26 protein-coding genes and 1 pseudogene are annotated in these 25,493 nt (G+C 60.4%); 11 read left to right on the top strand and 16 right to left on the bottom strand.

Annotated elements, in window-relative coordinates; all coding sequences use genetic code 11:
- The first annotated feature begins 149 nt into the window (after nucleotides 1–149).
- The 5 genes from KQ659_RS01630 (at nucleotide 150) to KQ659_RS01650 (ending at nucleotide 7,700) form a co-directional block, all read left to right on the top strand.
- Nucleotides 150–764 carry a TetR/AcrR family transcriptional regulator gene (locus KQ659_RS01630; RefSeq protein WP_216685517.1) on the top strand — a complete coding sequence of 205 codons (615 nt, stop codon included), beginning with the start codon at nucleotides 150–152 and terminating at the stop codon, nucleotides 762–764.
- A gap of 40 nt (nucleotides 765–804) precedes the next feature.
- Entirely contained in the window at nucleotides 805–2,469 is a 1,665-nt protein-coding gene (locus tag KQ659_RS01635; protein ID WP_216679091.1) for a TolC family protein, read from the top strand.
- A 112-nt stretch (nucleotides 2,470–2,581) separates the two neighbouring features.
- Nucleotides 2,582–3,715: an efflux RND transporter periplasmic adaptor subunit gene (locus KQ659_RS01640; RefSeq protein ID WP_216679090.1), complete on the top strand. Its 1,134-nt coding sequence runs from the start codon at nucleotides 2,582–2,584 to the stop codon at nucleotides 3,713–3,715.
- Between the two features lie 54 nt (nucleotides 3,716–3,769).
- Nucleotides 3,770–7,297: an efflux RND transporter permease subunit gene (locus KQ659_RS01645; protein ID WP_317196055.1), complete on the top strand. Its 3,528-nt coding sequence runs from the start codon at nucleotides 3,770–3,772 to the stop codon at nucleotides 7,295–7,297.
- A 136-nt stretch (nucleotides 7,298–7,433) separates the two neighbouring features.
- On the top strand, nucleotides 7,434–7,700 hold the full coding sequence (locus tag KQ659_RS01650) for an acyl carrier protein (protein ID WP_216679089.1): 267 nt from the start codon (nucleotides 7,434–7,436) through the stop codon (nucleotides 7,698–7,700).
- Between the two features lie 556 nt (nucleotides 7,701–8,256).
- Here the strand turns inward: KQ659_RS01650 and KQ659_RS22000 are convergent.
- The 3 genes and pseudogenes from KQ659_RS22000 to KQ659_RS01665 all read right to left on the bottom strand — a co-directional run.
- Nucleotides 8,257–8,418 (bottom strand): annotated as a pseudogene (locus KQ659_RS22000) (YkvA family protein); the annotation flags it as partial.
- A 453-nt stretch (nucleotides 8,419–8,871) separates the two neighbouring features.
- Nucleotides 8,872–10,038 carry a trypsin-like peptidase domain-containing protein gene (locus KQ659_RS01660; RefSeq protein ID WP_216690395.1) on the bottom strand — a complete coding sequence of 389 codons (1,167 nt, stop codon included), beginning with the start codon at nucleotides 10,036–10,038 and terminating at the stop codon, nucleotides 8,872–8,874.
- A 76-nt stretch (nucleotides 10,039–10,114) separates the two neighbouring features.
- Complete coding sequence (locus tag KQ659_RS01665) at nucleotides 10,115–10,723, bottom strand: RNA polymerase sigma factor (RefSeq protein ID WP_216679087.1); 609 nt, start codon at nucleotides 10,721–10,723, stop codon at nucleotides 10,115–10,117.
- Between the two features lie 136 nt (nucleotides 10,724–10,859).
- Here KQ659_RS01665 and KQ659_RS01670 point away from each other — a divergent pair, with 136 nt between their 5' ends.
- Nucleotides 10,860–11,093 (top strand): hypothetical protein, encoded by a 234-nt coding sequence (locus tag KQ659_RS01670; protein WP_216679086.1) that lies wholly within the window; start codon nucleotides 10,860–10,862, stop codon nucleotides 11,091–11,093.
- 106 nt (nucleotides 11,094–11,199) lie between these two features.
- Here the strand turns inward: KQ659_RS01670 and KQ659_RS01675 are convergent, their stop codons facing one another.
- The 6 genes from KQ659_RS01675 to KQ659_RS01700 form a co-directional block, all read right to left on the bottom strand.
- Nucleotides 11,200–11,952, bottom strand: coding sequence for a 5-methylcytosine restriction system specificity protein McrC (locus KQ659_RS01675; RefSeq protein WP_216679085.1), 753 nt, complete (start codon nucleotides 11,950–11,952; stop codon nucleotides 11,200–11,202).
- Between the two features lie 91 nt (nucleotides 11,953–12,043).
- On the bottom strand, nucleotides 12,044–12,232 hold the full coding sequence (locus KQ659_RS01680) for a hypothetical protein (RefSeq protein WP_216679084.1): 189 nt from the start codon (nucleotides 12,230–12,232) through the stop codon (nucleotides 12,044–12,046).
- Nucleotides 12,233–12,286: 54 nt separating this feature from the next.
- Entirely contained in the window at nucleotides 12,287–12,646 is a 360-nt protein-coding gene (locus KQ659_RS01685; protein ID WP_216679083.1) for a hypothetical protein, read from the bottom strand.
- A gap of 236 nt (nucleotides 12,647–12,882) precedes the next feature.
- Nucleotides 12,883–13,098, bottom strand: a complete 216-nt coding sequence (locus KQ659_RS01690) for a hypothetical protein (protein ID WP_216679082.1) — start codon at nucleotides 13,096–13,098, stop codon at nucleotides 12,883–12,885.
- Nucleotides 13,067–13,369 carry a hypothetical protein gene (locus tag KQ659_RS01695; protein ID WP_216679081.1) on the bottom strand — a complete coding sequence of 101 codons (303 nt, stop codon included), beginning with the start codon at nucleotides 13,367–13,369 and terminating at the stop codon, nucleotides 13,067–13,069. The genes KQ659_RS01690 and KQ659_RS01695 overlap by 32 nt, the downstream gene beginning before the upstream one ends.
- Before the next feature lie 112 nt (nucleotides 13,370–13,481).
- A complete protein-coding gene (locus KQ659_RS01700; RefSeq protein ID WP_216690394.1) occupies nucleotides 13,482–14,330 on the bottom strand; it encodes a hypothetical protein in 849 nt (282 codons plus the stop codon).
- A 154-nt stretch (nucleotides 14,331–14,484) separates the two neighbouring features.
- Here KQ659_RS01700 and KQ659_RS01705 point away from each other — a divergent pair, with 154 nt between their 5' ends.
- Together KQ659_RS01705 and chrA are read left to right on the top strand one after the other, a co-directional pair.
- Entirely contained in the window at nucleotides 14,485–15,459 is a 975-nt protein-coding gene (locus tag KQ659_RS01705; RefSeq protein WP_216679079.1) for an isopenicillin N synthase family dioxygenase, read from the top strand.
- 139 nt (nucleotides 15,460–15,598) lie between these two features.
- Nucleotides 15,599–16,906 carry a chromate efflux transporter gene (chrA, locus tag KQ659_RS01710; RefSeq protein WP_216679078.1) on the top strand — a complete coding sequence of 436 codons (1,308 nt, stop codon included), beginning with the start codon at nucleotides 15,599–15,601 and terminating at the stop codon, nucleotides 16,904–16,906.
- Between the two features lies 1 nt (nucleotide 16,907).
- Here the strand turns inward: chrA and KQ659_RS01715 are convergent, their stop codons facing one another.
- Nucleotides 16,908–18,269 carry a lysophospholipid acyltransferase family protein gene (locus KQ659_RS01715; protein WP_216690393.1) on the bottom strand — a complete coding sequence of 454 codons (1,362 nt, stop codon included), beginning with the start codon at nucleotides 18,267–18,269 and terminating at the stop codon, nucleotides 16,908–16,910.
- Nucleotides 18,270–18,389: 120 nt separating this feature from the next.
- Nucleotides 18,390–18,893, bottom strand: a complete 504-nt coding sequence (locus KQ659_RS01720; RefSeq protein ID WP_216679076.1) for a DUF6799 domain-containing protein — start codon at nucleotides 18,891–18,893, stop codon at nucleotides 18,390–18,392.
- 390 nt (nucleotides 18,894–19,283) lie between these two features.
- Between KQ659_RS01720 and KQ659_RS01725 the strand changes: the two genes are divergently transcribed.
- From KQ659_RS01725 to KQ659_RS01735, 3 genes are all read left to right on the top strand, one after another.
- Nucleotides 19,284–20,231, top strand: coding sequence for a DnaJ C-terminal domain-containing protein (locus tag KQ659_RS01725; RefSeq protein WP_216690392.1), 948 nt, complete (start codon nucleotides 19,284–19,286; stop codon nucleotides 20,229–20,231).
- Nucleotides 20,232–20,264: 33 nt separating this feature from the next.
- Nucleotides 20,265–20,594, top strand: coding sequence for a hypothetical protein (locus tag KQ659_RS01730; RefSeq protein WP_168671426.1), 330 nt, complete (start codon nucleotides 20,265–20,267; stop codon nucleotides 20,592–20,594).
- A gap of 431 nt (nucleotides 20,595–21,025) precedes the next feature.
- Nucleotides 21,026–21,712, top strand: coding sequence for an outer membrane beta-barrel protein (locus tag KQ659_RS01735; protein ID WP_216690391.1), 687 nt, complete (start codon nucleotides 21,026–21,028; stop codon nucleotides 21,710–21,712).
- 211 nt (nucleotides 21,713–21,923) lie between these two features.
- On the opposite strand, the gene KQ659_RS01740 is transcribed toward KQ659_RS01735, so the two are convergent.
- The 5 genes from KQ659_RS01740 to KQ659_RS01760 form a co-directional block, all read right to left on the bottom strand.
- A complete protein-coding gene (locus tag KQ659_RS01740) occupies nucleotides 21,924–22,670 on the bottom strand; it encodes a ZIP family metal transporter (protein WP_216690390.1) in 747 nt (248 codons plus the stop codon).
- A gap of 183 nt (nucleotides 22,671–22,853) precedes the next feature.
- Entirely contained in the window at nucleotides 22,854–23,219 is a 366-nt protein-coding gene (locus tag KQ659_RS01745; RefSeq protein WP_216690389.1) for a hypothetical protein, read from the bottom strand.
- Nucleotides 23,220–23,246: 27 nt separating this feature from the next.
- Nucleotides 23,247–23,879 (bottom strand): hypothetical protein, encoded by a 633-nt coding sequence (locus tag KQ659_RS01750; RefSeq protein ID WP_216679070.1) that lies wholly within the window; start codon nucleotides 23,877–23,879, stop codon nucleotides 23,247–23,249.
- A gap of 116 nt (nucleotides 23,880–23,995) precedes the next feature.
- A complete protein-coding gene (gene nadC, locus KQ659_RS01755; RefSeq protein ID WP_408610736.1) occupies nucleotides 23,996–24,868 on the bottom strand; it encodes a carboxylating nicotinate-nucleotide diphosphorylase in 873 nt (290 codons plus the stop codon).
- Between the two features lie 76 nt (nucleotides 24,869–24,944).
- Nucleotides 24,945–25,346 (bottom strand): DUF4783 domain-containing protein, encoded by a 402-nt coding sequence (locus KQ659_RS01760; RefSeq protein ID WP_168671422.1) that lies wholly within the window; start codon nucleotides 25,344–25,346, stop codon nucleotides 24,945–24,947.
- Nucleotides 25,347–25,493 lie beyond the last annotated feature (147 nt).

Below are 25,493 nucleotides of genomic sequence, written 5' to 3' on the forward strand. Positions count from 1 at the left end.
CTCACTTTTTTTCGAGGGTAACTAAAGTATCCGAAGCCGGTGTGCGTCAGGCAGGGACGAAAAATGCCCGGAGTAGCAGAGAATGCCAAAAAGAAAGTGGAAACTTTGAGCACAATAAAAGTTTCCGTCGTATCTTTGCGGCGTTAGCTATGGAAATCAAAGACCGAATCCTGAACCACGCCCATCAGCTTTTCATGCGCAACGGCATCAAAAGCGTGAGCATGGACGATATCGCCGCCGACCTGGCCATGTCGAAAAAGACCCTCTACAAGTGGTTCGAAAACAAGGACCAGATTGTGGAAGCCTCCATGACCCGCCACCTCGCCGGCACCCAGAACGAGTGCACGGTGATGATAAACGCCGCCTCCTCGGCCATCGACGAGCTGTTTAAGATGCTGGCCTGGATTAAGCAGGAGTTTGGCAACGTGCACCCCAGCATTTTTTACGACCTGCGCAAGTTTCACCCCGCCACCTGGCAGCTCTGGCAGGCCCATAAAAACGAGTTTATCCTCTCCCAAATCAAGGAAAACCTGCGCCGGGGCATCGCGGAAGGCTTGTTCCAGGCCAACCTCGACATGGAAGTACTCTCGCGCCTGCGCCTGGCCCAGATTGAGCTGCAATTCGACCCGGAACTCTACCCGACCCGCGATTTTGCCAAAGAGCGCGTGTCGGTCGCGCTGCTCGAGCACTTCATGCTGGGCGTGGCCACCATCAAGGGCCACAAGCTCATCAACCAGTACCGCAACGTCACCGACGAAGAATAACCCGCTTATCCCCGCTTACCCGTTTCTTTTTTGCTGTTTTATGAACACGCTGTTTCGAACCAGATTCTTGCTGCTGGCCGCCCTGAGCGCGGCCGCGCCGCAGGCGCTGCTTGCCCAAAGCCAGCCGGCCGCCCTGCCGCAGGCCCCGCCCACCACGGGCACCATGCCGCTGAGCCTGCAACAGGCCGTGAGCTACGCCGTGCAGAACAAGTCGTCGCTGCTGGCCACCCGCCTGGGCGAGGCCACGGCGGCCGCTAAAGTGGGCGAAATCAAGAGCGCCGGCCTGCCGCAGGTGAATGTGGCTGCTACGCTGTCCGACAACTTCAAGCTGCAAAAGAGCCTGGTGAGCTTCCCGCTCTCGCAAACCGTGCTCACGCAAAGTGACCTGGCGGCAGCCCAGGGCGGGCAGCAGCAGGTGCTGGGTACCCAGCAGCTGGCCCTGCCGCCGCAGCCGTTCGCGTTCGGCCTGCAATACGCCGGCAACACCAGTGCCTCAGTGTCGCAGCTGCTGTTCGATGGCTCGTATCTAATTGGTCTGAAGGCGGCTAAGGTGTACACCGAGTTGGCCAAAAAGCAAACCCAGCAGGCCGAGATAGACGTGGTGGAGCAGGTGAGCAAGGCCTATTACAGTACGCTGGTGGCCCGCTCGCGCCTGAGCCTGCTGGCCCGCAACGTGCAGCGCCTCGACACGGTGCTCTACCAAACCCAGAAAATTTTCAAGGCCGGTTTCGCCGAGAAACTCGACGTGGACCGCCTGCGCGTGCAGCGCAACAACCTGGTGGTGGAGCAGCAGAAAGCCCAGCGCCTCACCGAGTTGAGCGTGGGCCTGCTCAAGTTTCAGATGGGCCTGCCCCAAAGCCAGAACGTGCAGCTCACCGACTCGCTCAGCGCGGCCGTGGTGGATGCCAGCGCCCTGCGCCAGCGCCTCGGCGTGGCCAGCCTGACCAACGGTGGCGGCGTGGATGGCCTCGGAGCGGTGCCCACTGCGCCGGTAGTGCCCGGCGGAGACAACACCGCCGCCCAAAACCGCCTCGACCAGCAGAATGCCCTCTCCGGGGGCCAGCCCATGGCAGCCCGGGGCGCGCTCAACTACAATAACCGCATCGAATTCTCGACCCTCGAAACCCAGCAGGCCCTAGCCGGCCTCGACCTGCGCAACCGCCAGGCCGGCGCGTATCCGCGCCTCGTGCTCACGGGTGCCTACGGTTTCACGGGCTCGGCCAAAACGGCGGGCGAGCTGTTTGCCTTTCGCGGGCCGACTTCGACCAACTCGGCGGGCTTCGCCAACCAGAACTGGTTCGGCTTCGGCAACGTGGGCCTGAGCCTGCAGGTGCCGGTGTTCGACGGTTTCCGCCGCAAGTTCCTGGTGCAGCAAAGCCGCCTGCAGCAGCAGACTATTGAGAAAGGTTTCGAAACATTGAAGCAAGGCATTGACTTACAGGACGCCCAGAGCCGCACCACGCTCATCAACGCCCTGGATGTGCTCGACAACCAGCAGGCCAACCTGACCCTGGCCACCGACGTGGCCCGCGTCACGCGCATCAAATTCAACGCCGGCGTGGGCTCCAACCTGGAGGTCATTACGGCTGAGACGGACCTGCGCTCGGCTCAGACCAACTACTACGGCGCGATTTACGATGTGCTGGTAGCCAAGGTCGACCGCGACAAAGCGACTGGCGAGCTGTTCAATCAGGCTAAAAAATAACGAGTAGGGGCGGAGCTTGCCCCCGCCTGGCGTGCGCGCCGCCTCAACGATTTCGTTCAACGCCGGGCGGGGGCAAGCCCCGCCCCTACGCTTAAAATATCCCCGCTTACCCATGCGCTTTAATTCAACTCAACCGGCCGCGCTACTTCTCGCCGGCACCCTGCTGCTCGCCTCCTGCGGTGGCGAAAGCAAAGACCCCAAAGCTCAGCTCGAAAAGCTGAAGAGCGAGCAGGCCGCTACCCAGGCCAAAATTACCGAGCTCGAAGCCAAAACCGGCGGCCCGGCCGAAGCGGCTGCCACGCCGGTTTCGGTGATGAACGCCAAGCCCGAAAGCTTCAAAAGCTACCTCGAAGTGCAGGGCCGGGTCGATTTCGACCAGAACGCCACCGTGGGCAGCCGCGCCGCCGGCTCGCTCACCAGCATCCGCGTGCAGCGCGGCGACCGCGTGGGCAAGGGCCAGGTGCTGGCCACCGTGGATGCCAGCATTCTCGATGCCAACATGGCCGAGCTGCGCACCCGCATGGACCTCGCCAAAACGATATATGAGAAGCAGAAGGGCCTGTGGGACCAGCAGATTGGCACCGAAGTGCAGTTTCTGCAAGCCCGCAACAACTACCAGGCCCTGCAGCGCAACCTTGCCACCCTCAACCAGCAGCGCGCCCTCTACAATGTGGTGGCCCCGTTCGCGGGCAGCGTGGACGAGGTGCTGCCCAAGCTGGGCGAAATCACCGCGCCCGGCGCGCCGGTGGTGCGCCTGACCAGTGGTACGGGCGGCAAAATCCTGGTCGATGTATCGGAAGCCTACGGCAACAGCATCAAGGCCGGCGACAACGCCGTGGTGACCATTCCGGACCTGGGCGGCGAGGAAATTCCCGCCACGGTGCGCGTCGTGAGCCGCAGCATCAACGCCACCAGTCGCACCTTCACGGTGGAGCTGCGCCTGAAGGAGCACACCACCGACCTGCGCCCCAACATGGTGGCCACGGTGCGCATCCAGAACTACAGTGCGGCCAATGCCATGGTTATTCCGGTCGACATCGTGCAGCACGACGAGCAGAACAGCTACGTGTACGTGGTGGCCCAGGAGGCCGGCAAAGCCGTGGCCAAGAAGCGCATCATCAAAACCGGCAACACCTACAACGGCAAAGTAGAAGTAACCAACGGCCTGACGGCCGAGGATAAAATCATCTCGGGCGGCTACCAGAACCTGAATGAAGGCCAGAAAGTGGTCGTGCAAGGGGCGTAGGGGCGGGGCTTGCCCCCGCCCGTCGTTGAACGGAATCGTTGGCTTCGCTAACGTTTGGTTGAACGACTCACCATCAGCAATGCTCATAAAATTCCGTGCAACGACGCGGGCGGGGACAAGCCCCGCCCCTACAAGCTAAAAGCCATGCAGGACATCGAAAAAGAATTCGGCCCAACCAGTTGGTCCATCAACAACAAGACCAGCATTTACATCATCACGGTGCTGCTGTGCGTGGCGGGCATTTTTGCCTACATCAAGCTCGGCAAGGAGAAATTCCCCGACATCGTGATTCCGCGCATCATCGTGGCCACGGTGTACCCCGGCACCTCGCCCACGGACATCGAAAACCTGGTGACGCGCCAGCTCGAAAAGGAGATTAAATCCGTGAACGGGGTGAAGCACATCAACTCCACCTCGAACCAGGATTACTCCATCGTGGACGTGGAATTCACCTCCGGCGTGGATGTACAGGCCGCCAAGCAGCTCATCAAGGATGCCGTGGACAAGGCCAGCACCGAGCTGCCCAACGACCTGCCGAGCGCTCCGCTGGTTAAGGAAATCAACATTTCCGAGCAGCCTATCATGTTCGTGAACCTGAGCGGTAACCTGCCCGCCGCCCAGCTCAAAAAGTACGCCGACGACTTCCAGGACAAGATTGAGGCGCTGCCCGAAATCACCCGCGTCGATATCGTGGGGGCTCTCGACCAGCAGGTGAACGTGGACGTGGACCTGAACAAGCTGCGGGCCTCGCGCCTGAGCTTCTCGGATATTTCCCGGGCCATTGGGGCCGAGAACGTGACCGTTTCGGGCGGCAGCATCGACGTGGGCGGGCAGAAGCGCGCCGTGCGCGTGGCCGGCCAGTACGTGCGGGCCGGCGACATTGCCGACATTCAGGTGAAGAACCTGAACGGCTCGCCGGTGCGCCTCGGCGACATCGCCACCGTGACGGACGGCTTCAAGGACCGCGAAAGCTATGCCCGCCTCGACGGCAAGCCCGCCATCACGTTGAACGTGGTGAAGCGCGCCGGCGAAAACCTGCTCGACGCCTCCGATAAAATCAAGGCTATTATCAAGGACTCGAAAGCCAACCTGCCCAAAGAGTTGAACGTGACCGTGACCGGCGACACCTCGAACGACACCCGCGTCACGCTGCACGACCTGCTCAACACCATCGTCATCGGCTTCCTGTTGGTGACCCTGATTCTGATGTTCTTCATGGGCACCACCAACGCGCTGTTCGTGGGCCTGAGTGTGCCGATTTCCATGTTCCTGGCCTTTCTGGTCATTCCCATCTTCGGCTTCACCCTGAACACCATCGTGCTCTTCGCCTTTCTGCTGGCCCTGGGCATCGTGGTCGATGACGCCATCGTGGTTATCGAAAATACCCACCGCCTGCTGCACGAGCACCCTAACCTGTCCACTCCGAAAGCGGCCAAATTTGCCGCCGGCGAGGTCTTTGTTCCGGTGCTGGCCGGCACCCTCACCACGGTAGCGCCGTTCGTGCCGCTCATGTTCTGGCCGGGCATCGTGGGCTCGTTCATGTTCTACCTGCCGGTCACGCTCATTATCACGCTCATGGCCTCGCTCATCGTGGCTTTCATCATGAACCCGGTGTTTGCCGTGAGCTTTATGGAGCGCGAGGAGCATTTCGAGGAGGATATGCACAGCCGGCCCAAGCTGACGCGCAATTTCCTGATTGCGATGGGCGTGCTGCTGGTCATTGCCATCATTGGCTACGTGGCGCATTCCACCTTCGTGGGCAACCTGGCCATCACGCTCATCCTGCTCTGCTTCCTCGATAAGTTCGTGTTCGTGAAGATGATTGGCTGGTTCCAGACCCGCGCCCTGCCGCGCTTCCAGAACGGCTACGCCAACCTCGTGCGCTGGGCCCTTAGCCACCCGGCCCTGGTGATGGTGGGCGTGCTGGTGCTGTTCGTCGGCTCGTTCGTGGCCGTGGGCATCCGCAAGCCACACGTCGACTTCTTCCCCAAAGGCGACCCCAAGTTCATCTACACCTACCTGAACATGCCCGTGGGCACCCGCGTGGCCGTCACGGACTCGATTACCCACGTCCTCGAAAACCGCATCTACGGCGTTATCGGCAAGAACAACCCCGATGTGGAGTCGGTGATTACCAACGTGGCCATCGGCGCCGGCGACCCTTCCGAAGCCACGGCCTCGGGCGTGTCGCAGTCGCACATGGGCAAGGTGGCCGTGGCCTTCAAGGAGCTCAGCGAACGCAAAGGCCCCAAAACCAGCACTTACATGGATAAAATCCGCGAAGTGGTGAAGGGTATTCCCGGCGCTGAAATCTCGGTCGACCAGGAAGCCAGCGGTCCGCCCCAGGCCAAGCCCATTGCCATCGAAGTAGCCGGCGACGACTACAAAGTACTGGCCGCGCTCTCGAAGAAAGTGACCCGCTACGTCGATTCGCTGCACATTGGCGGCGTGGAGGCCCTGCGCTCCAACCTGCAGGACCGCAACCCCGAAATCGCCGTCAACATCAACCGCACCCGCGCCAACCGTGAGGGCATCAGCACCGGCCAGATTGGCCTGGAAGTGCGCACGGCCATCTATGGCACCGAGGCCAGCAAATTCAAAACCGTCGACGACGAGTACCCCATCCAGGTGCGCTACGCCGAGCCTTACCGCTCCGACGTGGACGCCGTGATTAATGCCCCGCTCACCTTCCGCGACGCCACCGGGGCCGTGCGCCAGGTGCCCATCTCCTCGGTGGCCGATGTCACCTACGGCTCCACCTACGGCGGCATCAAGCGCAAAGACACCAAGCGCGTCATCACCATCTCGTCCAACGTGCTCAACGGCTATTCCGGCCCCGACGTGGCCAACGCCGTGCAAACGGCCCTCAAGTCGTTCCGCACGCCGCCCGGCTACACCATCGACATGGGCGGTGCCCAGGAAAGCCAGAAGGAAACCACCGACTTCCTACCCATGGCCGGTATCGGTGCCCTGGGCCTCATCTTCCTGATTCTGGTCACGCAGTTCAACTCGTTCAGCAAGCCGGTCATCATCCTCTCCGAGGTGCTGTTCTCCATCGCCGGCGTGTTCTGGGGCCTTGCCATCACGGGCCAGAACGTCAGCATCGTGATGACGGGCGTGGGCATTATCGCCCTGGCCGGCATCGTGGTGAAAAACGGCATTCTGCTGGTCGAATTCATGGATATGCTGCGCTCGCAGGGCATGCCGCTGCGCGAAGCCATCGTGCTGGCCGGCCGCACCCGCCTGAACCCGGTAATCCTCACGGCCACGGCCGCCACGCTGGGCCTCATCCCACTGGCCATCGGTCTGAACATCGACTTCTACGAGCTGTTCGCTTCGGGCAATCCGCACTTCTTCATCGGTGGCGAGTCGGTTACCTTCTGGGGCCCGCTGGCCTGGACCATCATTTTCGGGCTGGTGTTCGCCACGGGTATCACGCTGGTGGTGGTGCCGGTGATGTATTTGCTGAGCGAATCATTAAAAGGAAAAATAACCGGAAAAAATCCGGATGACATTGCAACCATTCAGCAGGAGGTGGACTCTGAGGAAGTACAGGCGGCTACGCCGCCTGTACTAGCCTAGCTTTTCAGGCGTCGAGTGCCCGCTGGCCGGCTGTTGTTGCAGCAGCGGCCGCCGGTGGGCACTCTCCCCGGCGCGACGCCAACGGAACGGCCGGTTACTACCTGCCCCGCTTACCATCTTTTTCCGCAACTTTATTATGTACGTATCCACCACTAGCGCCCACCACACACCTACTATCGAGCAGCAGGTATTCCGCATTATCAGCAAGCGCAAGGCCATCCGGGCCAGCCGCGTGCGCAAAACCGCCAGCCTCGCCCGCGACCTGCGCTTCGAAACCCTCGACGTTGTTGATATTATTCTGGAGCTGGAGCGCAACTTCAGCATCACCATTCCCGACGAAGTACCGCTCTACACCGTAGGCGATTTCGTTCGCTTCGTGCGCGACCACGCCGCTGCCGCTTAGCATTATTTTACCCTGCAAAAAAGCCCCCCCGCAACCTGAGTTGCGGGGGGGCTTTTTTCATTCCGGGCTTTTGCACCAGAGTCAGGTATTCCAACCCCAACCCTTATCCAAAACTGTTTGACGGCTCGCCATAGGTGAGTACGGCCGCTGTGCCTTATAGCTAAAGCTGTTGTGGCGCTTAGCGCACGTTCCCGCCGGTATTGGTGGCTGTGGTGCTGGGCTCGCGGCTGCTGTCGGTGGTGTGAGCTGCCACGCTTCTGGTACCGGCGTGCTTAGCCGATTCTTCGGCTATCTGCGCGGTGGGCGCGGCGGGGTCGTTCGAGTGCGAGGGCTGCGCGGCGGGAGCCATGGCAGCTTGCTCATCGAGGGCATCGGCCGCGTGCTTGGCTTGGTTGCTGGCCGAAGCCGTAGCCGTAGCAGCGGCGCTGGCGGCCGAGGCCGGGGTTTCTTTATCGGAAGGAGCATAGGCCCCGGCCGTGGTAACTTCGGTCGGGCGGGTCAGCTCCCACTCGTGGAACTTGTCCATCTCACCTTTCAGAGTAGTCGAGAACCAGGCTACCAGGGCCACGTCATCGAGCAGGCCCAGCACCGGAATGAAATCCGGAATCAGGTCAATTGGGCTGATGAAGTAGATGAGTACCGCCACGGCCGCCGCCACCGTGGTGCCGGGCACACCCGTATACTCTCCCGACATCGACGCCTTGATGAGCCGGAACATGGTCTGGAGGGTTTCCCATGCCTCGTGGGCCAGCGTGCCCACGTCGTTTTTCTCGCTGGCCTTTTTGTAGGCATCGGTCAGCAGCTTCTTCAGGCGCGAGGGCTGCTTGATGTAGCCCTCGGCGGTGTTCAGAAACTTCTTGAAAATGGCCGAGCCGGCGACATCGTTACTGGAAGGCGGGGTTTGTTGATTTTTAGCCACGGAGTGCGGAGGTTAAGGAAGACAGAGGGATTGAGAGACAAGCACTGCTTATCTAAGTCTGAATACTAGATTGCAGGGCCTAAGGTTATGAAAAAGGTCCGCATTGGCTCCCCCAAACAGCGGAATAATCAGCGTATTCTGACGGACTGCGGATAATAATCGGCGCACCCGAAAAGTCATTACAACGCAACGGCCTGCTTCGGTAAAGAAACAGGCCGTTGTGCTACTTGTGCTTGAAAAGGGCGTTCCGGCCTATTCAAAAACCTTTACTACGAATACATAGTCCTGCAGCTTCTTGAGCTGCTGGGGCCGCCCGGTGCCGGCCAGCTGGCCAAAGCGGGGCAGGCGGTAGGGGTTGGCGGGCTTGGCCGCTTCCAGTGAATCAACCAGCCGTACCAGGTACGACGACTTGGTAGCGAAGGCGGCGCTCTGCGCGTCGTTCTGCCGGCCGCTCACCACCCCAATCAGGTTGCCGCGCTCGTCCATCAGCGGGCCGCCCGAGTTGCCGGGGTTCACCGGAATGCTCACTTGGTAGAAAGCCGTATCGCCCTCGAAGCCCGAACGGGCGCTCAGCGAGCCTTCGCCGTACACCACGTCCTCACGCGGGTAGCCCAGCGTGAACACCCGCTCGCCCAAATCGGCCTGGCCCGATTTTACCGCGTAAGGCAGCCGGCCGAAACCGGTGAACTTCTTGTCGGTAATGCGCAAAATGGCCAGGTCGTGCTTGATGTCGGAATACACCGGCTCGGCGTGGTAGCGCTGGTGGTTGCGGCCCTCAATCAGCAGCGAGTCAGCACCCTGAATAACGTGGTAGCTGGTCACGATATAGCCTTCCGAAGTCAGGGCGAAGCCCGTTCCGCTAAATTTGCTAACCGGGGCCAGCGGTGGCGTGGCGCTGCCATCAATCCGCTTGATGGTGCTATTTAAGACCTTCTGGTTGTGCTTGAGGCTGTTAATCTCGCGGCGCATCACGTTGTAGCCATACAGCGAAGGCTGTACCTTGGAGTTGCGCCAGATATCCAGCCCCAGCAGCGTGGCAAACACGGCCATCACGGCCACCGAAGCGGCCACGCCCACGGTGGCGCGGTGCCCGCTCCAGAACTCGCGCAGCCGGCGCTCGGTGCGCGAAATACGCAGTATCGGGTGCACCGTGTGGGTGAGGCCGGTGATGGGCAGCGTAATTTCCTCAGGGGCATCGGCGGCCAGCATGGCGGCGTGGATGCTGCGCAGCTGCTGCCGGGCCTGCTGGCGCTGGCCGTAGGCGCGTAGCGTATCGGTCATCTCGCTGAAGTCGGCATAGCGCAGGGCCAGGGCCGGGTCAGCCGCCAGGCGCGCTTCGAGATTGGCGCGGGCGGGCCCGGCCAGCTCGCCGGTGGCGTAGGCTTCAAATAAGGCGTAATAGTCTGCTTCAGTCATCATGGGTAAATGCTGCCGGGCGGGGCGGCGGCGGTAAGCGGATGGGAGTTTCACCGGCTACAACCGGCGGCTAACGATATCAGATAGGCTCTTCTTTATAATGGGCGAAGAATAATTTTTTCAGGCGCACGAGGCACTTGTATTTCTGGTTTTTGGCATTGTCGGCGTTGGTGTAGCCAAACTCTGCCGTGAGGTCCTGCATCGACTTATCGAGCAGGTAGAAGCCTTCCAAAAGTGAGCGGCACGGTTCGCCGAGGTGGTCCAGGGCCTCGCTCATGGTGGCGAAACGGCGGTCCTGCTCCTCAGCGGCCAGCAGGTCTTCCTCGGCTCCCGTGTTCAGGTACGGGCCGTGCTCCTCGTCATCCAGCAAGCGCACGCCGAAGCGGCTTTTGCTGGTCAGGCGCTTGAGCCACAGGCGGCGGCACACGGCGTAGAGGTAGGTCTTAATCTGGCAGCTGAGCTCGAGGGAGCCGTCGCGTACTTTTTCATAAAACACCATCACGCCCTCCTGGTACACGTCCTGGGCATCGTCCTCGGTGCCGCTGTTTTGCAGCACGAAGTGCGACACCATGGGCCAGTGCAGCCGGTAGAGGTGGGCCAGGGCCCGCTCATCGCCGCTGCGAATGGCGGCAATCAGCGCGTCGTCGGTAGGAGTCAAAGAAGAGGAAGTTGGATTGCCCCTGCTCATTCACTTTGGGGGTTAATACAGGCAAAGGCTACAAGTAACCCGCCGAAATAATTTTTTTCCGGGCCGGGTTACCTTTCCAGAGACTGAGTATAAAGGGCGTTTTAAAGTTAACCCGTTTTCAAAATTACCTCCAAAGATGAAAAATCTGTTTAAAGCTGCTGCCCTGGGCTTCGCCCTCACCGCTGGTCTGACTTCGTGCGGCGAAAAGAAGACCGAGGAAACCACTACCGTTGAGACCCCTGCTACCGGCACCGAGACCACCACTACTACCACCACCGACAGCACCGCAATGGCTGCTCCCGCTGCTGATAGCACTGCTATGGCTCCTGCTGCTACCACCACCACGACTGTAACCGAAGAGAAGAAGTAGTTTGTTGCCGGCCCCTGGGCCAGCGCAAACCTTCGTCATTCGACACTAACAGCCCGGATTTTCCCAAGCGGAAAATACGGGCTGTTTTTTTATGCCTTGGGGTTATTTATTCCACCAGCCGCAGCAAATCGGCGGCAATGCCGGGCCAGGGCTGGTGCAGGTTGAGCGTGATGACGCGCACCGGGTGCCCGCCCAGGGTGTAGCGCACGTCCACGTCCTGCGTGGCGGCCGGATACAGCAATATGCTTTCCAGAACCTGGCCGGGGGCAGGGCGCTGGTTCTGGAGGTAGGCGTAGAGCTGGTAAAGGTGCGGGGCAATGAGGCGCTGCCGGTCGTAGCGCGGGCGCAGGGTGGCAGCGTAGTACTTGGTGTCGAGAATTATTTTGCGGTCGGGCGCTTCCAGCGTGGTATCGGTGAGCATGGTGGGCAGCAGGGCGAGGTCGGCGGCCAGCGGGGCTTCGGCCTGCCAGGCAATGGTTTCGGCAAAGACGCGGTAACGGCGCTGCTCGCGACGGAAAAAATTGCGGGTGAACTGCTCGAAGATGCGCGCCATCAGCGCTTCGTCGCGCCGGAAATCGGCGAAGCGCTTGCGGCCGGTAGCCGTGGGCTCGGGTAGGGCCGTGAGCCACACCAGCTCGCAGACGTGCACCAGAAACGCGGCCTGGCTATCCGGCCGCTGCCGCCGCAGCTCCCGAAACGTGGCGGCCGTGGGGGGAGGCAGCATAGCATTGAGCAGCCCCGTCGGAAACCGCTGGCCGACTTGGTGCAACTCGCGGCGCAGCGCCGGGGGCAAAGCTGCTGCCCGGCCCAGCGTGCCCAGCGTTTGGGCGGTGCAGGGGCGAGGCCGTGCCCAGTTCATCGAAGGCACAGATGACGCGGCCCTGGCCCAGCAGGCCCCGGCCCAGCGTGGGGGCCAGTTCCACGCGGCCCCGCAGGCTGGTAAGCTCGGCCTACTGCGTTTGAAACGTACGCGGCAGGCCGTTGCGGAGCAGGCGGCGCGTGGCGTGCAGCAGCACCTGCGCCAGCAGCCCCAGCGGCCGCTCGAAGGGTGCGGCTTCGCTGGCCAGCAGTACAGCCGGCTCAGGCAGCCGGTTCCAGGCGTAGCAGAGGAAATAGTAGAGGGTAGGGAGGGGTATCAATTGAATTGGCTGTTTTTTTAACAGAAAGGCGTGTACCAAAAATCCCTTCACTTTTTATTGCTCAATAACCAAACGCTTGCCCAATACTAACCAATAGGGAAATCCATTAGCCTCCGCGAAATGAAGCAGTAGTTGCGATGAAGAATGCTCATCGGGATTACCAATTACGGCAACGAAAGTCCGATTAGCAGGTTCAATAAGCAGATAGACGGTACACATTGAGCCTATTACTGTCAATCCCAATTCGTCTTCTCCATAGGGCAGGTCCTGGAATACCCTACGCAGGCACCGCGTACTTTTCTGCTCGATGCAGAGGCCAATGCGAGCTATTGTCTGTGAATTAGCGGCCGCATGACCTAATACATATGCTTTGCTTATGCGCCCTACAACCTGCGCTTCCAGCAGTAATTCCAAACACCTGCGATGATACTTTTTATCGGACCAAGATGCCGCGCGGGTACCTGATAGTATGTCTATTAAGTTCATTTTGCTTCAATATAGGACTTACGCACTTCAAAAGCTATGTAACCTGAAAATCAACGACTTGCATTCAAGACGCATATTTGTTATATTGCTGTTTTTCAGTTTGTTAGTGTTTCGACTGCGTAAGTCCTACAATAGTAGGTATGGCTATTGGTCTTGAACCTATTCTACGCCAGTAGCTTGCGCAACTGAGCCGCTGCCGTAGCTGGCTGCTCGCGCCAGTAATCAGCCAGTAGCGGACCGATTTCCTGCTCAAAAATCAGGCGCAGCCATTCTGAAGCCTGTCCCGGCTGGGCCGGCGGCTGGCAGAAGTAGCTGTGGCCGATTACAAAATCCGGCCCCAGCTCGGGGTCATCGGCTATGGCTTGGTTGAGGGATGCCATGCGGGTGCACAGTTGCTCGATGAGGTCGGCGGGCACCTGGCGGGCCGCCAGCTGCTGCCGTAGCGGTGGGCCAAACTGCGGCCGGGTTGGCGGTGGCCAGGCGGTAGGCCAGCCCGGCCACGGCACGGGGTGGGTAGCGGCGGTCTCGGTACACCAGCTCATACACGGTGCTGGGCGGTAGCGGGCGGCCTTCGCGGGTTATCTGGCGCAGGGCGCGCAGCACCTGCTTGCGGGTGAGCAGCGGGGCAGAATCGGAAGGGGCAACGGACATAGTGGGCAAGGTAGAACCGGAACAACAAGTGCGGGGAAGCAAAAAAAGTCCCCCGGCCGGGCCGGGAGACTTTTTTTGGAGAAACCGTAACGAAAAAATAACGTCCTAAACGTTAGGGAGCTACCGTAAACGTGCGGGTTACCGAGTTGTACGGGCCGGCAATCATGTTGCCGCTGCCGTCTATCAACTCCAGCTTCACCGTGTTTTCGCCAGCAGGCAGGCCCTCCATCTGGTAAGGCAGCCACTGGTTAAGTATAAATTCGGTGCCGTTGATGGTGGCGCGTACGCGGTTTCCGCCGGGCTCCAGCTTGGTATTCACCAGGTAAAAATCCAGCATGATGCGCTTGGCATCAACTCCCGAGTATGTGTCTTTTGGGCGGCTATAAAACAGGTTCGGAGCCTTCACATCGATGATGGGCGTGGCCGGAGCCGGGGTGTTGCCCACGTTAATCACGGTCAGGTCGTAGGCCCCGAGGTGCTTCAGACTCTCGTGGTACGAGCGCGACAGGAACGACAGCACCACGTGCTGGCCATCGGGAATAGCCTTGGTGAATTTGGTATCGTAGTGCGCCGTATAGGGCTGGTTGTCCACGATATTGTGGATGTGCTGGCCCTTCATCGAGTTGGCCATTTCGGCCATGTGGGGGCCGCCGCTCATTTTAGTGAGCTGGAAATTGGTGGTTTGGTAGTCAAATGCCACCTCACCGCTGGGCAGCGTAGCGCCGGCAACGGGGGCGCGCATCTGCATCTGAGCTTCGGGGAACTTGGGCGAATCGCTGAAGGGCGTCAGGCGGATACCGTTCGATTCCATGCTCTCGCCGCTGGCGGCAGTGCTGGTAGCACCGGGGGTATTGCTGCCGGCAGTAGCGCTAACATCGGTAGCGGGCTTGCTCGTTTCGCAGCTAGCCAGAAGTGCCAGCGTAATGGTGGTGCTGCACAGCAGCCAAAAAGGACGTTTCATAGACTCAAACCTTGAAAAAAAAGTGGTAGTGATTTATTGAATAGTATCGATGAGCGGGGTCGTTTACGATGAAGGACCGGTGCCGGGTTTTGCTTAACTTGCGCCGTTGCCCACCAAGAGTCTTACGTAGCCTCAAAGTAAACTCAATTTTATTATGCAAGACCAACTTCTTGACCATATTCCCTCGCTCGACCTCGCCGACTTCCGTTCCGGCGACGCCGAGCGTAAGGCTCGTTTTGTGCAGCAGCTCGGCGAGGCCTACCAGAACATCGGCTTTGTAGCCCTGAAAAACCATGGCCTCAACGACGAGCAAACCCGGCAGCTATACGCCGATGTGCAGGCGTTTTTCCAACTGCCCGACGAAGCCAAGCAGTGCTACGAAAATCCCGAGCTGGCCGGCCAGCGCGGCTACATCAGCAAAGGGAAGGAGCACGCCAAGGGCCGCAACACCGGCGACCTGAAGGAGTTCTACCACGTAGGTCAGGAAGTGGAGGAAGAGGACCCCATCAAAAACGAGTACCCCGACAATATCTGGCCCCAGGAAATTCCGGGCTTCCAGAAGAGCACCTTCACGGCTTACCGCACGCTGGAAAGCGCCGGCCAGGACGTGCTGCGTGCCATTGCGCTGTACCTGCACCTACCCGAAAACTACTTCGATGATAAGGTGAAGCACGGCAACAGCATCCTGCGCCCCATTCACTACTTCCCCATCGAAGACCCGGACGCGGTGCCCGCCGATGCCGTGCGCGCCGCCGAACACGGCGATATCAATCTCATTACCTTGCTGATGGGGGCCAGCGCCGACGGCCTGCAGGTGAAGCGCCGCGACGGCAAATGGATTCCCATCACGGCCCTGCCCGACCAGATTGTGGTGAACGTGGGCGACATGCTCCAGCGCCTCACCAACGGCGTGCTGAAATCTACCATTCACCGCGTGGTGAACCCGGCCCGCGAAAAAATGAACACCTCGCGCTTCAGCATCCCGTTCTTCATGCACCCGCGCTCCGAAATGAGCCTGGCTGCCCTGGAGCACTGCGTGACCCCCGACAACCCCAAGAAGGAAGCCGACATCACGGCCGGCGAGTTTCTGAACGAGCGCCTGATTGAGCTGGGGCTGAAGAAGAAATAAGGAAGAAGTTCAGAACAATAACCAGCACGTCATGCTGAGCGAAGTCGAAGCATCTCTACTGCGCAAGTAATCCAAGTTGGGGTAACGAAGCGGAAGAGATGCTTCGACAAGCTCAGCATGACGTTCTTTTTTGTTCCGCATGACCGTTCCAACGCCACCTACTGCCCCGCACCCCGCCGCACCCGTTTCCCTCACGCCGCCCCCGCGGCGCTCGGGCAAGCGCACGCGGCGGGGGCGGGGCATTATTTTTCTGAAGGATGTGGCCGTGCTGGCCCTCACGGCCTTTGGCGGACCGCAGGCGCACCTGGCCATGTTTTTCCGGCTGTTGGTGGATAAGCGCCGCTACATCAGCACGCCCGAGCTGCTGGAATTGCAGGCGCTGTGTGCGCTGCTGCCGGGGCCCACGTCCACCCAAACCATTACCGTTATCGGCTTCCGGCTGGGTGGGCCCAATCTGGCCTACCTCACGCTGCTGGTCTGGATGGCTCCGTCCGTGACGCTGATGACGCTGGCCGCCCTCGCCCTGAGCCATCTCGACCCGGCCCGGGTGGCGGCGCTGGTGCAGTTTGTGCAGCCGGTGGCGGTGGGCTTTGTGGCGTTCTCGGCCTACAAGATTGCGGAGAAGGTCATTCATACCAAAACGGCCGTGGGGCTGATGGTGGCCGCCGCCATGATGGCCTACTTTTTCCAGCTGCCCTGGATGCTGCCGCTGCTGCTGCTGGCCGGCGGGGCCGTAACCACGGTGCGCTACCGCAAGCACGCCATTGTGCAGAAAAAAAAGCCGCTGCGCGTGGAGTGGGCCAATTTTGTGCTGTGGCTGGGTATTCTGGTGGGGGCGGCCGTGCTGGGGCACTACACGCAGCTGCTGCCGGTGCGGCTGTTCGAGAATTTTTACCGCAACGGCTCGCTGGTATTTGGGGGTGGGCAGGTGCTGGCCCCGCTGCTGTATGCCGAGTTTGTGGAGTTCAAGCACTACCTCACGGGAACGGAGTTTTTGTCGGGCCTGGGACTGGTGCAGGCCATGCCAGGTCCTAATTTTTCCATCGCGGCCTACATCGGGGCGCTGGCCATGCGGCCGGCGGGTGGCAACGGCATGCAGGTGCTGGGGGCACTGGTGGGCGCGGCGGGCATCTTTCTGCCGGGCACGTTTCTCATCTTCTTCGTGATTCGCTTCTGGGACCGGCTGCGGCAGTACCGGGTGGTGCAGGCCTCGTTGGAGGGCATCAACGCCGTGAGCGCGGGGCTGGTGTGCGCGGCCACCTTCCTGCTCTACCACCCGCTGCCCGACCGCCTGCTGGAGCTGCCGTTTCACCTCGGCCCCATCGATTCGCTGCCCCTGAACCCGCTGCTGGTGGGGGCCACGTTCCTGCTGCTGCTTTGGGAGAAGGTGCCCAGCGTGGTCATCATTGCCGTGGCGCTGCTGGCCGGCGCGCTGCTGCCTGCCTGACTCAGGCCTCCGCCCTGGCGGTTAGGTACGCCATCCGGGCATCTTCCAGCTCGGTTAGTAAAGCGGTGCGTTGCTGCAATAGTGCGGCACCAACGGCTGGCGTGCGCCGGAAAAAGCGGGCGGCGCGCAGCCGCCGCAGGCGGGCTGCCAGCGTATTCCAGTAGCTCAGGGCATAAAAACCGGTGAGGGGCAGGCTGAGCACGTACAGTGCGGTCAGCCGCCAGTCGTGAGTGAAGTAGTGCACGGCTGCTGCCTGCAGCACGTAGGCCAGCGGGAAAGTCAGCATGCCCATCACCAGCATGATGGGAGCCACAAACTCCACATCCTTGGTAGCCCGCTTAGCCACGGCCGAAGGCAGGATGTAAGGCAGGTAGTTATTAACCACGCCATACAGCCATACCGGCGCGCCAAATACCAGGTTGAGCAGGCCGGCCACGGAGCCGCGCCGCTGGCTATCCAGCGCTTCGTCGCTGAGGTTGTGGCGGCGCAGGTCGGCCAGGTAGGCGGCAAACTGCGCGCGGGCGGCGGTGAGGCGCTCGGGGAAGTGCTGCTCGGCCCAGGGCAGGGCCTGGAGTAGGGTGCGGCTCAGCAGGAAGTTGTCGTAGAGGGTGTCGGGGTCGTCGTCGGGGTTGAGGTGGTCGCCGAAGGTGCGCTCAATCTGCTGCACGAAGGTGTCCTCGGCCGCGTCGCGGGTGATGACCAGGCGGCGTTCCAGCGCCACCCGAATGGCCTCGGTGAGCTGGTCGGCGGCCTCGTCGGGGTCCTGGGCGTAGGCGGCGGCATAGTCGGCTACGACGATGGGCGGGGCCACGTTCAGCAGCACATCCGAGCGAAACTTGCTGGGGTCAAAGTAGTTAGTGGCCACCGGCACCACTTTCAGGCCCAGCTTAAACTTATGGCGGGCTTCGGCCCCCAGCGCAATGCGGGCCGCGCCGGTTTTGAGGGGCCGCAGGCGGCGCTCGCTCACGCTGGTGCCCTCCGGAAAAATCATGATGGTGCCGCCCCGGCCCAAGTAGTCGTAGCAGCGGCCGAAGGTGGCCTCGTTCTGGGCGGCGCGCTGCTCGGGCGTGACGGGGCCGCCGGTGCCCGCGTCCTGCGCCCGGTAGATGGGAATGGAGTTGCCCGACTGCATGATGGCCCGCACGATGGGATTGCTGAAAAACGTGCTTTTGGCCAGAAAGGCAATGGGCTGGCGGCGGTTCACGGCCGCCAGCAGCGGGTCCATGAGGGTGTTGGGGTGGTTGCCGGCCAGCAGCAGCGGGCCCGGCAGGTGCAGGCGTTCGGGGTGCCGCACCGCGATGCGGCGGAAAAAGACCCGCAGCGCAACCTGCACCAGCGGTTTCATCACAGTATAAAAGAGCATGGGCGGCAATACGGCGTGTGGCCCCGAAAGATAGGTGGCTGCCGCTGCGAACCATCGCAACGCCAAAGCGCCGCTTCCCATTCGAGGGAAGCGGCGCTTTGGCGTTGGGCAGCACGCGGATTACTTTTTCTTCTTCTTTTCGGCTTTGGCCTTGGCCTTGGCTTTTTCTTCTTCGCGCTTGGCTTTGTCCTTGGCTTTGCGCTCGGCTTCGGCCTCCATTTTCTTGCGCTTGCCGGGGTATTTGGCATCGAAGACCATGACTTTGGCAATGCTGTCGGCGTCGGCAATGGCCCGCCGGCTCGTTACGCGGCCGGTGAGCGAAACGTAGTCGCCCTCCGTAATTTGAGTGGTGGTGCCATTGGGCGTCGTCACGATGCCGGCCGGGGTGATGATAGTGCCGTTAACCAGCTTTTTATCAGCTGTAAGCGGGTTGCTAATGCCGAGCTCGGTGAGTACGGTACGGCCCTTCTGCATCGAAATGCCATCCTTGATTCCCTCGATGGCCGATGCGGCTACGCGCGGCTTGGGCTGCACACGGCCCGGGCGGGCCGTTTGAGCCTGCGCTGCGGCAATATTCAGAAAAGCCAACGCAAAAACACCGAAGGATAGATTCTTGATTTTCATGGAAAGGTTAAAAATGGAATAAGGAAAAGCGCAACGATAAATGCTTTCAATATGCAAATATAAGGCTTTTTCGGAAAATGCTAATTGTATTATGTTCCCGGGGAGTGCAAAATTGGCTCTGGGATGTAGGGGTTGGAAAGTCAACATTCTGTTGGCGCTTTCGTTCAGCTAGCATACCCAATTTTGATGCCGAAAACCAAGCGTCCCCGTTTCTTGGCTGCCCCATCTCACTATACGAGAGCGGGTGGGCGGTAACGTGATGCGCCGCGTAAAATTGTCAGCGGCGGAAATTGGCTGGTAAATGACGAATTTGCAGTGCGGGCCGCCGCCGGCCGCTTTCGCAGCTGCCAATGACCGACGAATAATTCCATCGCATTTCTCCCTCTTCAAGTGGATTACAAAGACTATTACAAGGCGCTGGGAGTAGATAAAACCGCTACGCCCGAGCAGATTAAAAAGGCGTACCGCAAGCTGGCCCGCCAGCACCACCCCGATGTGAACCCCAACGACAAGGGCGCGGAGCAGAAATTCAAAGAAATCAACGAAGCCAACGAAGTCCTCAGCGACTCCGAAAAGCGGAAGAAGTATGACCAGTTCGGGGCCGACTGGCAGCGCTACCAGCAGCAGCCCGGCGGCGGCGCGGGCCGTGGCGGCCAGCCCGGCGGCGGCTTCGACTGGAGCCAGTACACCCAGGGCCAGGGCGGCCAGGGTGGGGGCGGCAATCCGTTTGGCGAAGGCGAGGATTTCTCGGATTTCTTCGGCTCGCTCTTCGGCAACATGGGCGGCGGCGGTGGGCGGCGGGCCGGCGGCACCCGCCCTGGCGCGGGGGGCGACTACCAGGCCGAGTTGGAAATGAGCCTGGAGGAAGCCTACCACGGCGGCCCGCGCACCATCACGGTGAATGGCAAAAACCTGCGCCTAACCATCGCGCCGGGCGTAGCCGACGGCCAGACCATCCGCCTGCGCGACCAGGGCGGGCCCGGCCGCAACGGCGGCCCCAACGGCGCGCTGCTCATCACCTTCCGCATCCGGCCCGATGCCCGCTACGCCCGCACCGGCGACGACCTCACCCAGGACGTGCCCGTGAGCATGTACAAGGCCCTGCTGGGCGGCGAGCAAACGGTGGAAACCCTCAGCGGCTCCGTCAAAATCAAGCTCAAGCCCGAAACGGCCAACGGCACCCGCCTGCGCCTGCGTGGCAAGGGCTTTCCGGTGTATAAAAAGGACGGCGAGTTTGGCGACCTCTACCTGCGCCTCACCCTGACCTTGCCCCAAAACCTCACCGAACCAGAAAAAGAGTTGATTCAACAGTTGGCCGACTTGCGCGCTGCCGAGTAGGAACCTGAAGCCCAACCCATCGTCTTATTCATCATGGAAGCAACCTTCATCACGCTCACTTTCCAGGAATGCTCGGTGCGCTACGGCCTGGCCCCGGCCGACTTGCGCGACTTCCTGCAAGCCGGCCTGCTCCGCGCCGCGCCCGCGCCCGAAACCGTCATCGTAGACGAGCCCGACGACCTGCCGCGCCTCGCCCGCCTGCACCACGAGCTGGGCCTGGCCCCCGAGGCGCTCGACATCATTTTGGCCATGCGCCAGCGGCTGGTACACCTGCAAGCCAGCCTGGCCCGCGAAACCGCCCGGGCGCGGCAGCTAGAGGATTTCCTGCTGGGCGGTGGGGAGGTTTTGACTATTGAGGGCTAAAAGAAGCCTGCGTCAGTAAGAAAATGCAAAGGACAAGGATGGCGCACTTGCTACTGATAGACAACTTAGTGTAACATCTCTTACCGGATAAGTCTCGGAAAAGTGGTAGGTTTTCGCTGCCGTCTGGGGCACGGCCGGCGTGGTACTTTGGCGGGGGGGCAGACTCTATTCTGGAGTTCACGAAACTCATCCATTCTGCCAGTTTCTTAAACTTTGAATCGTAGACGAGTTTCTTAAACTCTTTCATCCCCGCAATGGCCTCCTAGCATCTGGTGCTGGGCAACTGTTAGGCGTTCAAAAATAGGAGGGTTCAACACCCTCGGAACGGGCGGAGGAACCGGTTTTAGCTACGCAGTGCGAAATTTCACATAGCAAAAACAATGTATTTACTACATTTGCTTTACCGCTCCTCCTCTACCAATTTGACAATCATGTCTTTAAAGCGCCTATCGACTGGAAAATTTCTCGCAGGGAAAGTTGTTGTGACGCTCTTGGTTTGTCACGGCACGACCTTTGGGCAAGCCCCGGATTCGGTGGCTCGGAAAGGGCGCTGGTACGCTGGCATCGGTGCTGCTTACCACAGCTACTACTCCATCAACCAGCCCCATTCCCGGATATACCCAGCCTATGTCTCGGGTGGCTATTTCATTACCTCTCGAGTCGCCCTGCAAGCGGATGTTCAGTATGGGCAGCGAACGGAGGAAAGCAGCGGGGGCGAAAGCGTGATTAATGGCGAGGCCTTCACCTTTCGAAATCTGGAGGTCACCACCAGCACGGCGCTCACTTTGCTGGCTCGTTTCAGCCACCGCCCACAGCGGCCCCTGCAGTTGGAATGGTTGCTTGGGGTGGCTTGGGTGCGCGGCCAAGTGTCGACGACGATAACACGAACCTCTGCGACCCGCAGCGAAAGCTTTTACTACCCAGACATCAGCGCCACAGAACCCCATGTAGTTGGCGGCCTTGGTTTGCGCTATCAGTTGGGGCCTCGCTTGGCACTGGGCACCGAGGTGCTTATCAGCAAAAACCTCCGCATTCCGCCTTATGGACTCTTGGGCTTAATCCCGGGGGGTGGCGCGAAAGTTGGCCTCTCTTATTTGTTCGGCCCAACCAAGCCATAGTTAGCCTGCTCGCCGAGAAGATTGTGGCGAAGACTGAATCGCTGGCACGCGGAATAAGGGTGTTGGCGGGTGCCACATGTTTATGAAAACGGTGGTTATAGTAAGGCGTAATCTCTTTTACATACTGCAAACCACCATTCATAGTATGTAAAAGCGGAATTGCAATTGCGTTTCGAATACGCCCTCATGCGAACCTGATTTACAGCGTCGCTTATGCCACGGCCAGCGCCAGCAGCAGCCCCGCCAGCGTTGCGGCCATCTTGGGCCAGTTGAGGCGATGCTCGGGGCTGGTTTCAAACAGGATGGTGGTCGAAACGTGCAGGAAATTGCCTGCCACCAGGCCCAGCAGCGCCGCGTACCAGCCGCTGCTCAGCAGCTGCGCCAGCACCACGTAGTTGCTGAAAATGATGCCGATTGGCGAGGCCAGCGCGAAAATCAGCAGGCCCGGCCACACCCGCCGGAAGCTGCCCAGCCGCAGCCGCAGCAGCGTGGCCAGCGCAAAGGCCGCCGGCATGTGGTGCAGCGCCACGCCCACCACAATGGCGTAGAAATTCCGGCTGATATCGCCCACTTCCGGCGTGTGCACCAGAATGCTGCCTTCCAGAAACGAGTGCACTACCAGTGCCGCCAGCAGTAGAAAAGGCACCCGGCCCACGGCGTCGTGCCCATGGCCGGTTTCGGCGTGTACGTGCCCGTGCTCCACGCCCTGCGAGAGCACCTCCAGCAGCAGCTGCCCAAAAAAGCCCGCTAATACCCAGTAGCCCACCCGCGTGGGGTGCTCGGGCAGCAGCTGCAGCGCTTCGGGCAGAATATGCGTGACCGTGAGCGTGAACAAATACGCCCCGCTGAAGGCCAGCAGCGGCTTCAGCCACTGCCCGCTCCGCGCCACCGGCACCCAAGCCGCCGCCGCGCCCGCGCCCAGCACGGTGAGCAGCAGCAGAAAAATTGCAAACCCCATACAGAAAAAATGAGGAATGAAGAATGAGGAATGAAGAATGAAAGACCGACGGCCAAGGCGTCAATTCTTCATTCTTCATTCCTCATTCTTCATTCTGAAAAGACGCAAAGCGGCAGCTCTGCTACCGCCAGCCAGCGGGCAAAGCTGCCACCCAAACGAGAATAACCTAATGAGCCGCGCGCCTTAGCGCTGGATTTGGTGGCCGTTATCGGCCGTATCTGCCTGGCCCGATTTGCCGGCATTATTCATCTTGCCGCGCTTGCGCATGCCTTCCTCAGCGTTGGCCGACATGGCCGCCTCGGCCGCCGGATGTGCTTCGGCATTCTCTGCGGTTTCGCCTTTAGCGGCCTTGATGAGCGGCGAATCGGCGTTTTCGATGGAGGCGTTCGGCACCGATTTGTCAAAGTTTTCGGTATCGCGGGTGCCGGGGGCTACCAGGTCGACCGATACTTTTTCGTCGGGGCGCCAGTCGGAGGGCTCGCTGCTGCAGGAGGTAAGGGCCAAAGTAGCGGCGGAAACGGCCAGCAACAGGGTGGAGGTCAATTTCATCGAAGTAAAATTAGCAGGGGTTGGAATTTATACGGTAGCTGCGCCGGCCTCGGCTGGCAACAGGTTTTTGCGGCGCAACATCGATTCAAACAATCGACGGTCGTTATCGGCGTTGAAAATTTTGAAAGGCAAATGTAAAAACACCGGCACATCGAACGTGCGCGCCAGCCACAGGCGCCAGGCAGCTATGCCCTCCGGCGGCGTGCCGGGCTTGAGGTACAATACGTACGCATCAACATCGCGGCGCACGCGGCCAATCATGTCCCAGGTCAGCTGCATGGCTTTGCCTTCTTTGTCGGGGCCCACGCGCAGCAACAACTGCTTGTTGTCTATCTCAAACGCCATGCGCTCAAACAGGGGCTTGCTCTGCTCCATCTGGGTCACGCCCGTTACCTGCGCCGAGCGGAACAGCACGAACAGGATGGTGAGCACCACGGCCAGCACAATCCACCACCAGGAGTGCACAAAAATGGCCGGCAGCAGCCCCAGCGCAAACGGAATAAGGGCGTACACCCAGTCTTTTTTCCACACTTCGCCCATCACCATCTTGGTGTAGGTGTCGGTGGTGAGCTGGGTTTTCTTGGTGCGAATGGCCAGCGACGGAGCCTGCTGGGACTGGCGGAAGCCGCCGCCGCCGCCGCGTTGATTTGGTTGGTTCACGGGAGTAATGTGAAAATGTAGTGATGTGTTGAAATGTGAGAATGTATCGGCTGCAAAGAGGTGGAATGGTCTACAGTGCAGCACATTTCCACATCCGCACATTCTTCACATTCTTTTTAATATGCTTTCAGGCTCAAATCCAGGCTTTTGACGGAGTGCGTGAGGGCCCCCACCGAAATGTAGTCGACCCCGGTGCGGGCTACTTCGGCAATGGTTTTTTCGGTGATGCCGCCGCTGGCTTCCGTGGGAAAGCGGCCGGCGATGAGCTCCACGGCTTCACGCAGCTGCTCGGGGGGCATGTTGTCGAGCATAATGCGGTCGATGCTGCCCGCGTCCAGCGCCTGCTGCACTTCATCGAGCGAGCGGGTTTCGATTTCGATGGGCAGCTGCCGGCCGGTTTGCGTGAGGTAGGCGTGCGTGGCCGCAATGGCCTGCGCAATGCCGCCCGCGTAATCGACGTGGTTATCCTTGAGAATAATCATGTCGAACAGGCCGTAGCGGTGGTTCACGCCGCCGCCAATCAGCACGGCCCACTTTTCGCAGAGGCGGAAATTGGGCGTGGTCTTGCGCGTGTCGAGCAGCCGGGCATGAGTGCCGACCAGCAGCGTATTGAGGTGCGCGGTGTAGGTGGCAATGCCGCTCATACGCTGCATGCAGTTGAGCACCAGGCGCTCGGCGGTGAGGATGCTGCGGGCCGGGCCTTCCACGGTGAAGGCGATGTCGCCGTGCTTCACCAGGTCGCCGTCGGCGAGTAGGGGCGTCATCGTCAGCGAGGTATCTACTTCCGCAAAAATGAGCGGGGCTAGGGCCATGCCGGCCAGCATGCCTTCGCCCTTCACCAGTAAGTGGGCGCGGTTGCGCGCGGCGGCCGGAATGGAAGCCAGGGCCGAATGGTCACCGTCGCCCACATCCTCGGCCAAAGCCGTGCGGATGAAGGTGGTCAGCGCCTCGGGCGTGAGATAGGAATAGGGAGCAGAGATAGTTTGCACGGCGCAAAGGTACGGCCCTTGCGGCGGTGGCGAAAGCCCACAAAAAAGCCCCAACCTGTGGGGGTTGGGGCTCAGCTTATTCTTTCGTGAAATCCAGCGTGTCAATCACCGGTGCGCCGCGCGAGGGCTTGAGCTTCACAAAGACGCGGTAGGTACCGTTGCGGCCCGCATAGCGGCCAATGGCGTACTGAATGTGCTCCTGGCTTTCGCCCTGATGAATAAACTCGAAGCTGCTGGGAGCATTTTTGCCGAAAAAATCTTTGATGACAATTTCGGCCTGCGTAGCGTTGTACCCCTGCTTGTCGCCATCGAAACCAATTTCAACGGTAGCGGCAAAATATTGCGACAGCTCGCGGGAAGACCCGTTGCGCAACGCTGACCGAACGGCTCCGAGGTTATCGGCCTGCGCGTGAGCCGCCACAGAGCCGAGCAGGAACAGCCATCCGATGAATAGAGTCCTAATTAAATAGCGTTTCATTATAAGGGTAATAAGTGCGTCATACGCGAAAAGAGTTAAGCGAAAATGGTGCCAGTAAGTGTTAAAAGGGGAGAAGCAGGCCGGCAAACGGCTGAAAAGAACCCGGATTTAAAGCGGGCACGAAGGTAGAAAATTTCAACCAGAGGC

This window comes from Hymenobacter siberiensis (assembly GCF_018967865.2).
Classification (GTDB): Bacteria; Bacteroidota; Bacteroidia; order Cytophagales; family Hymenobacteraceae; genus Hymenobacter; species Hymenobacter siberiensis.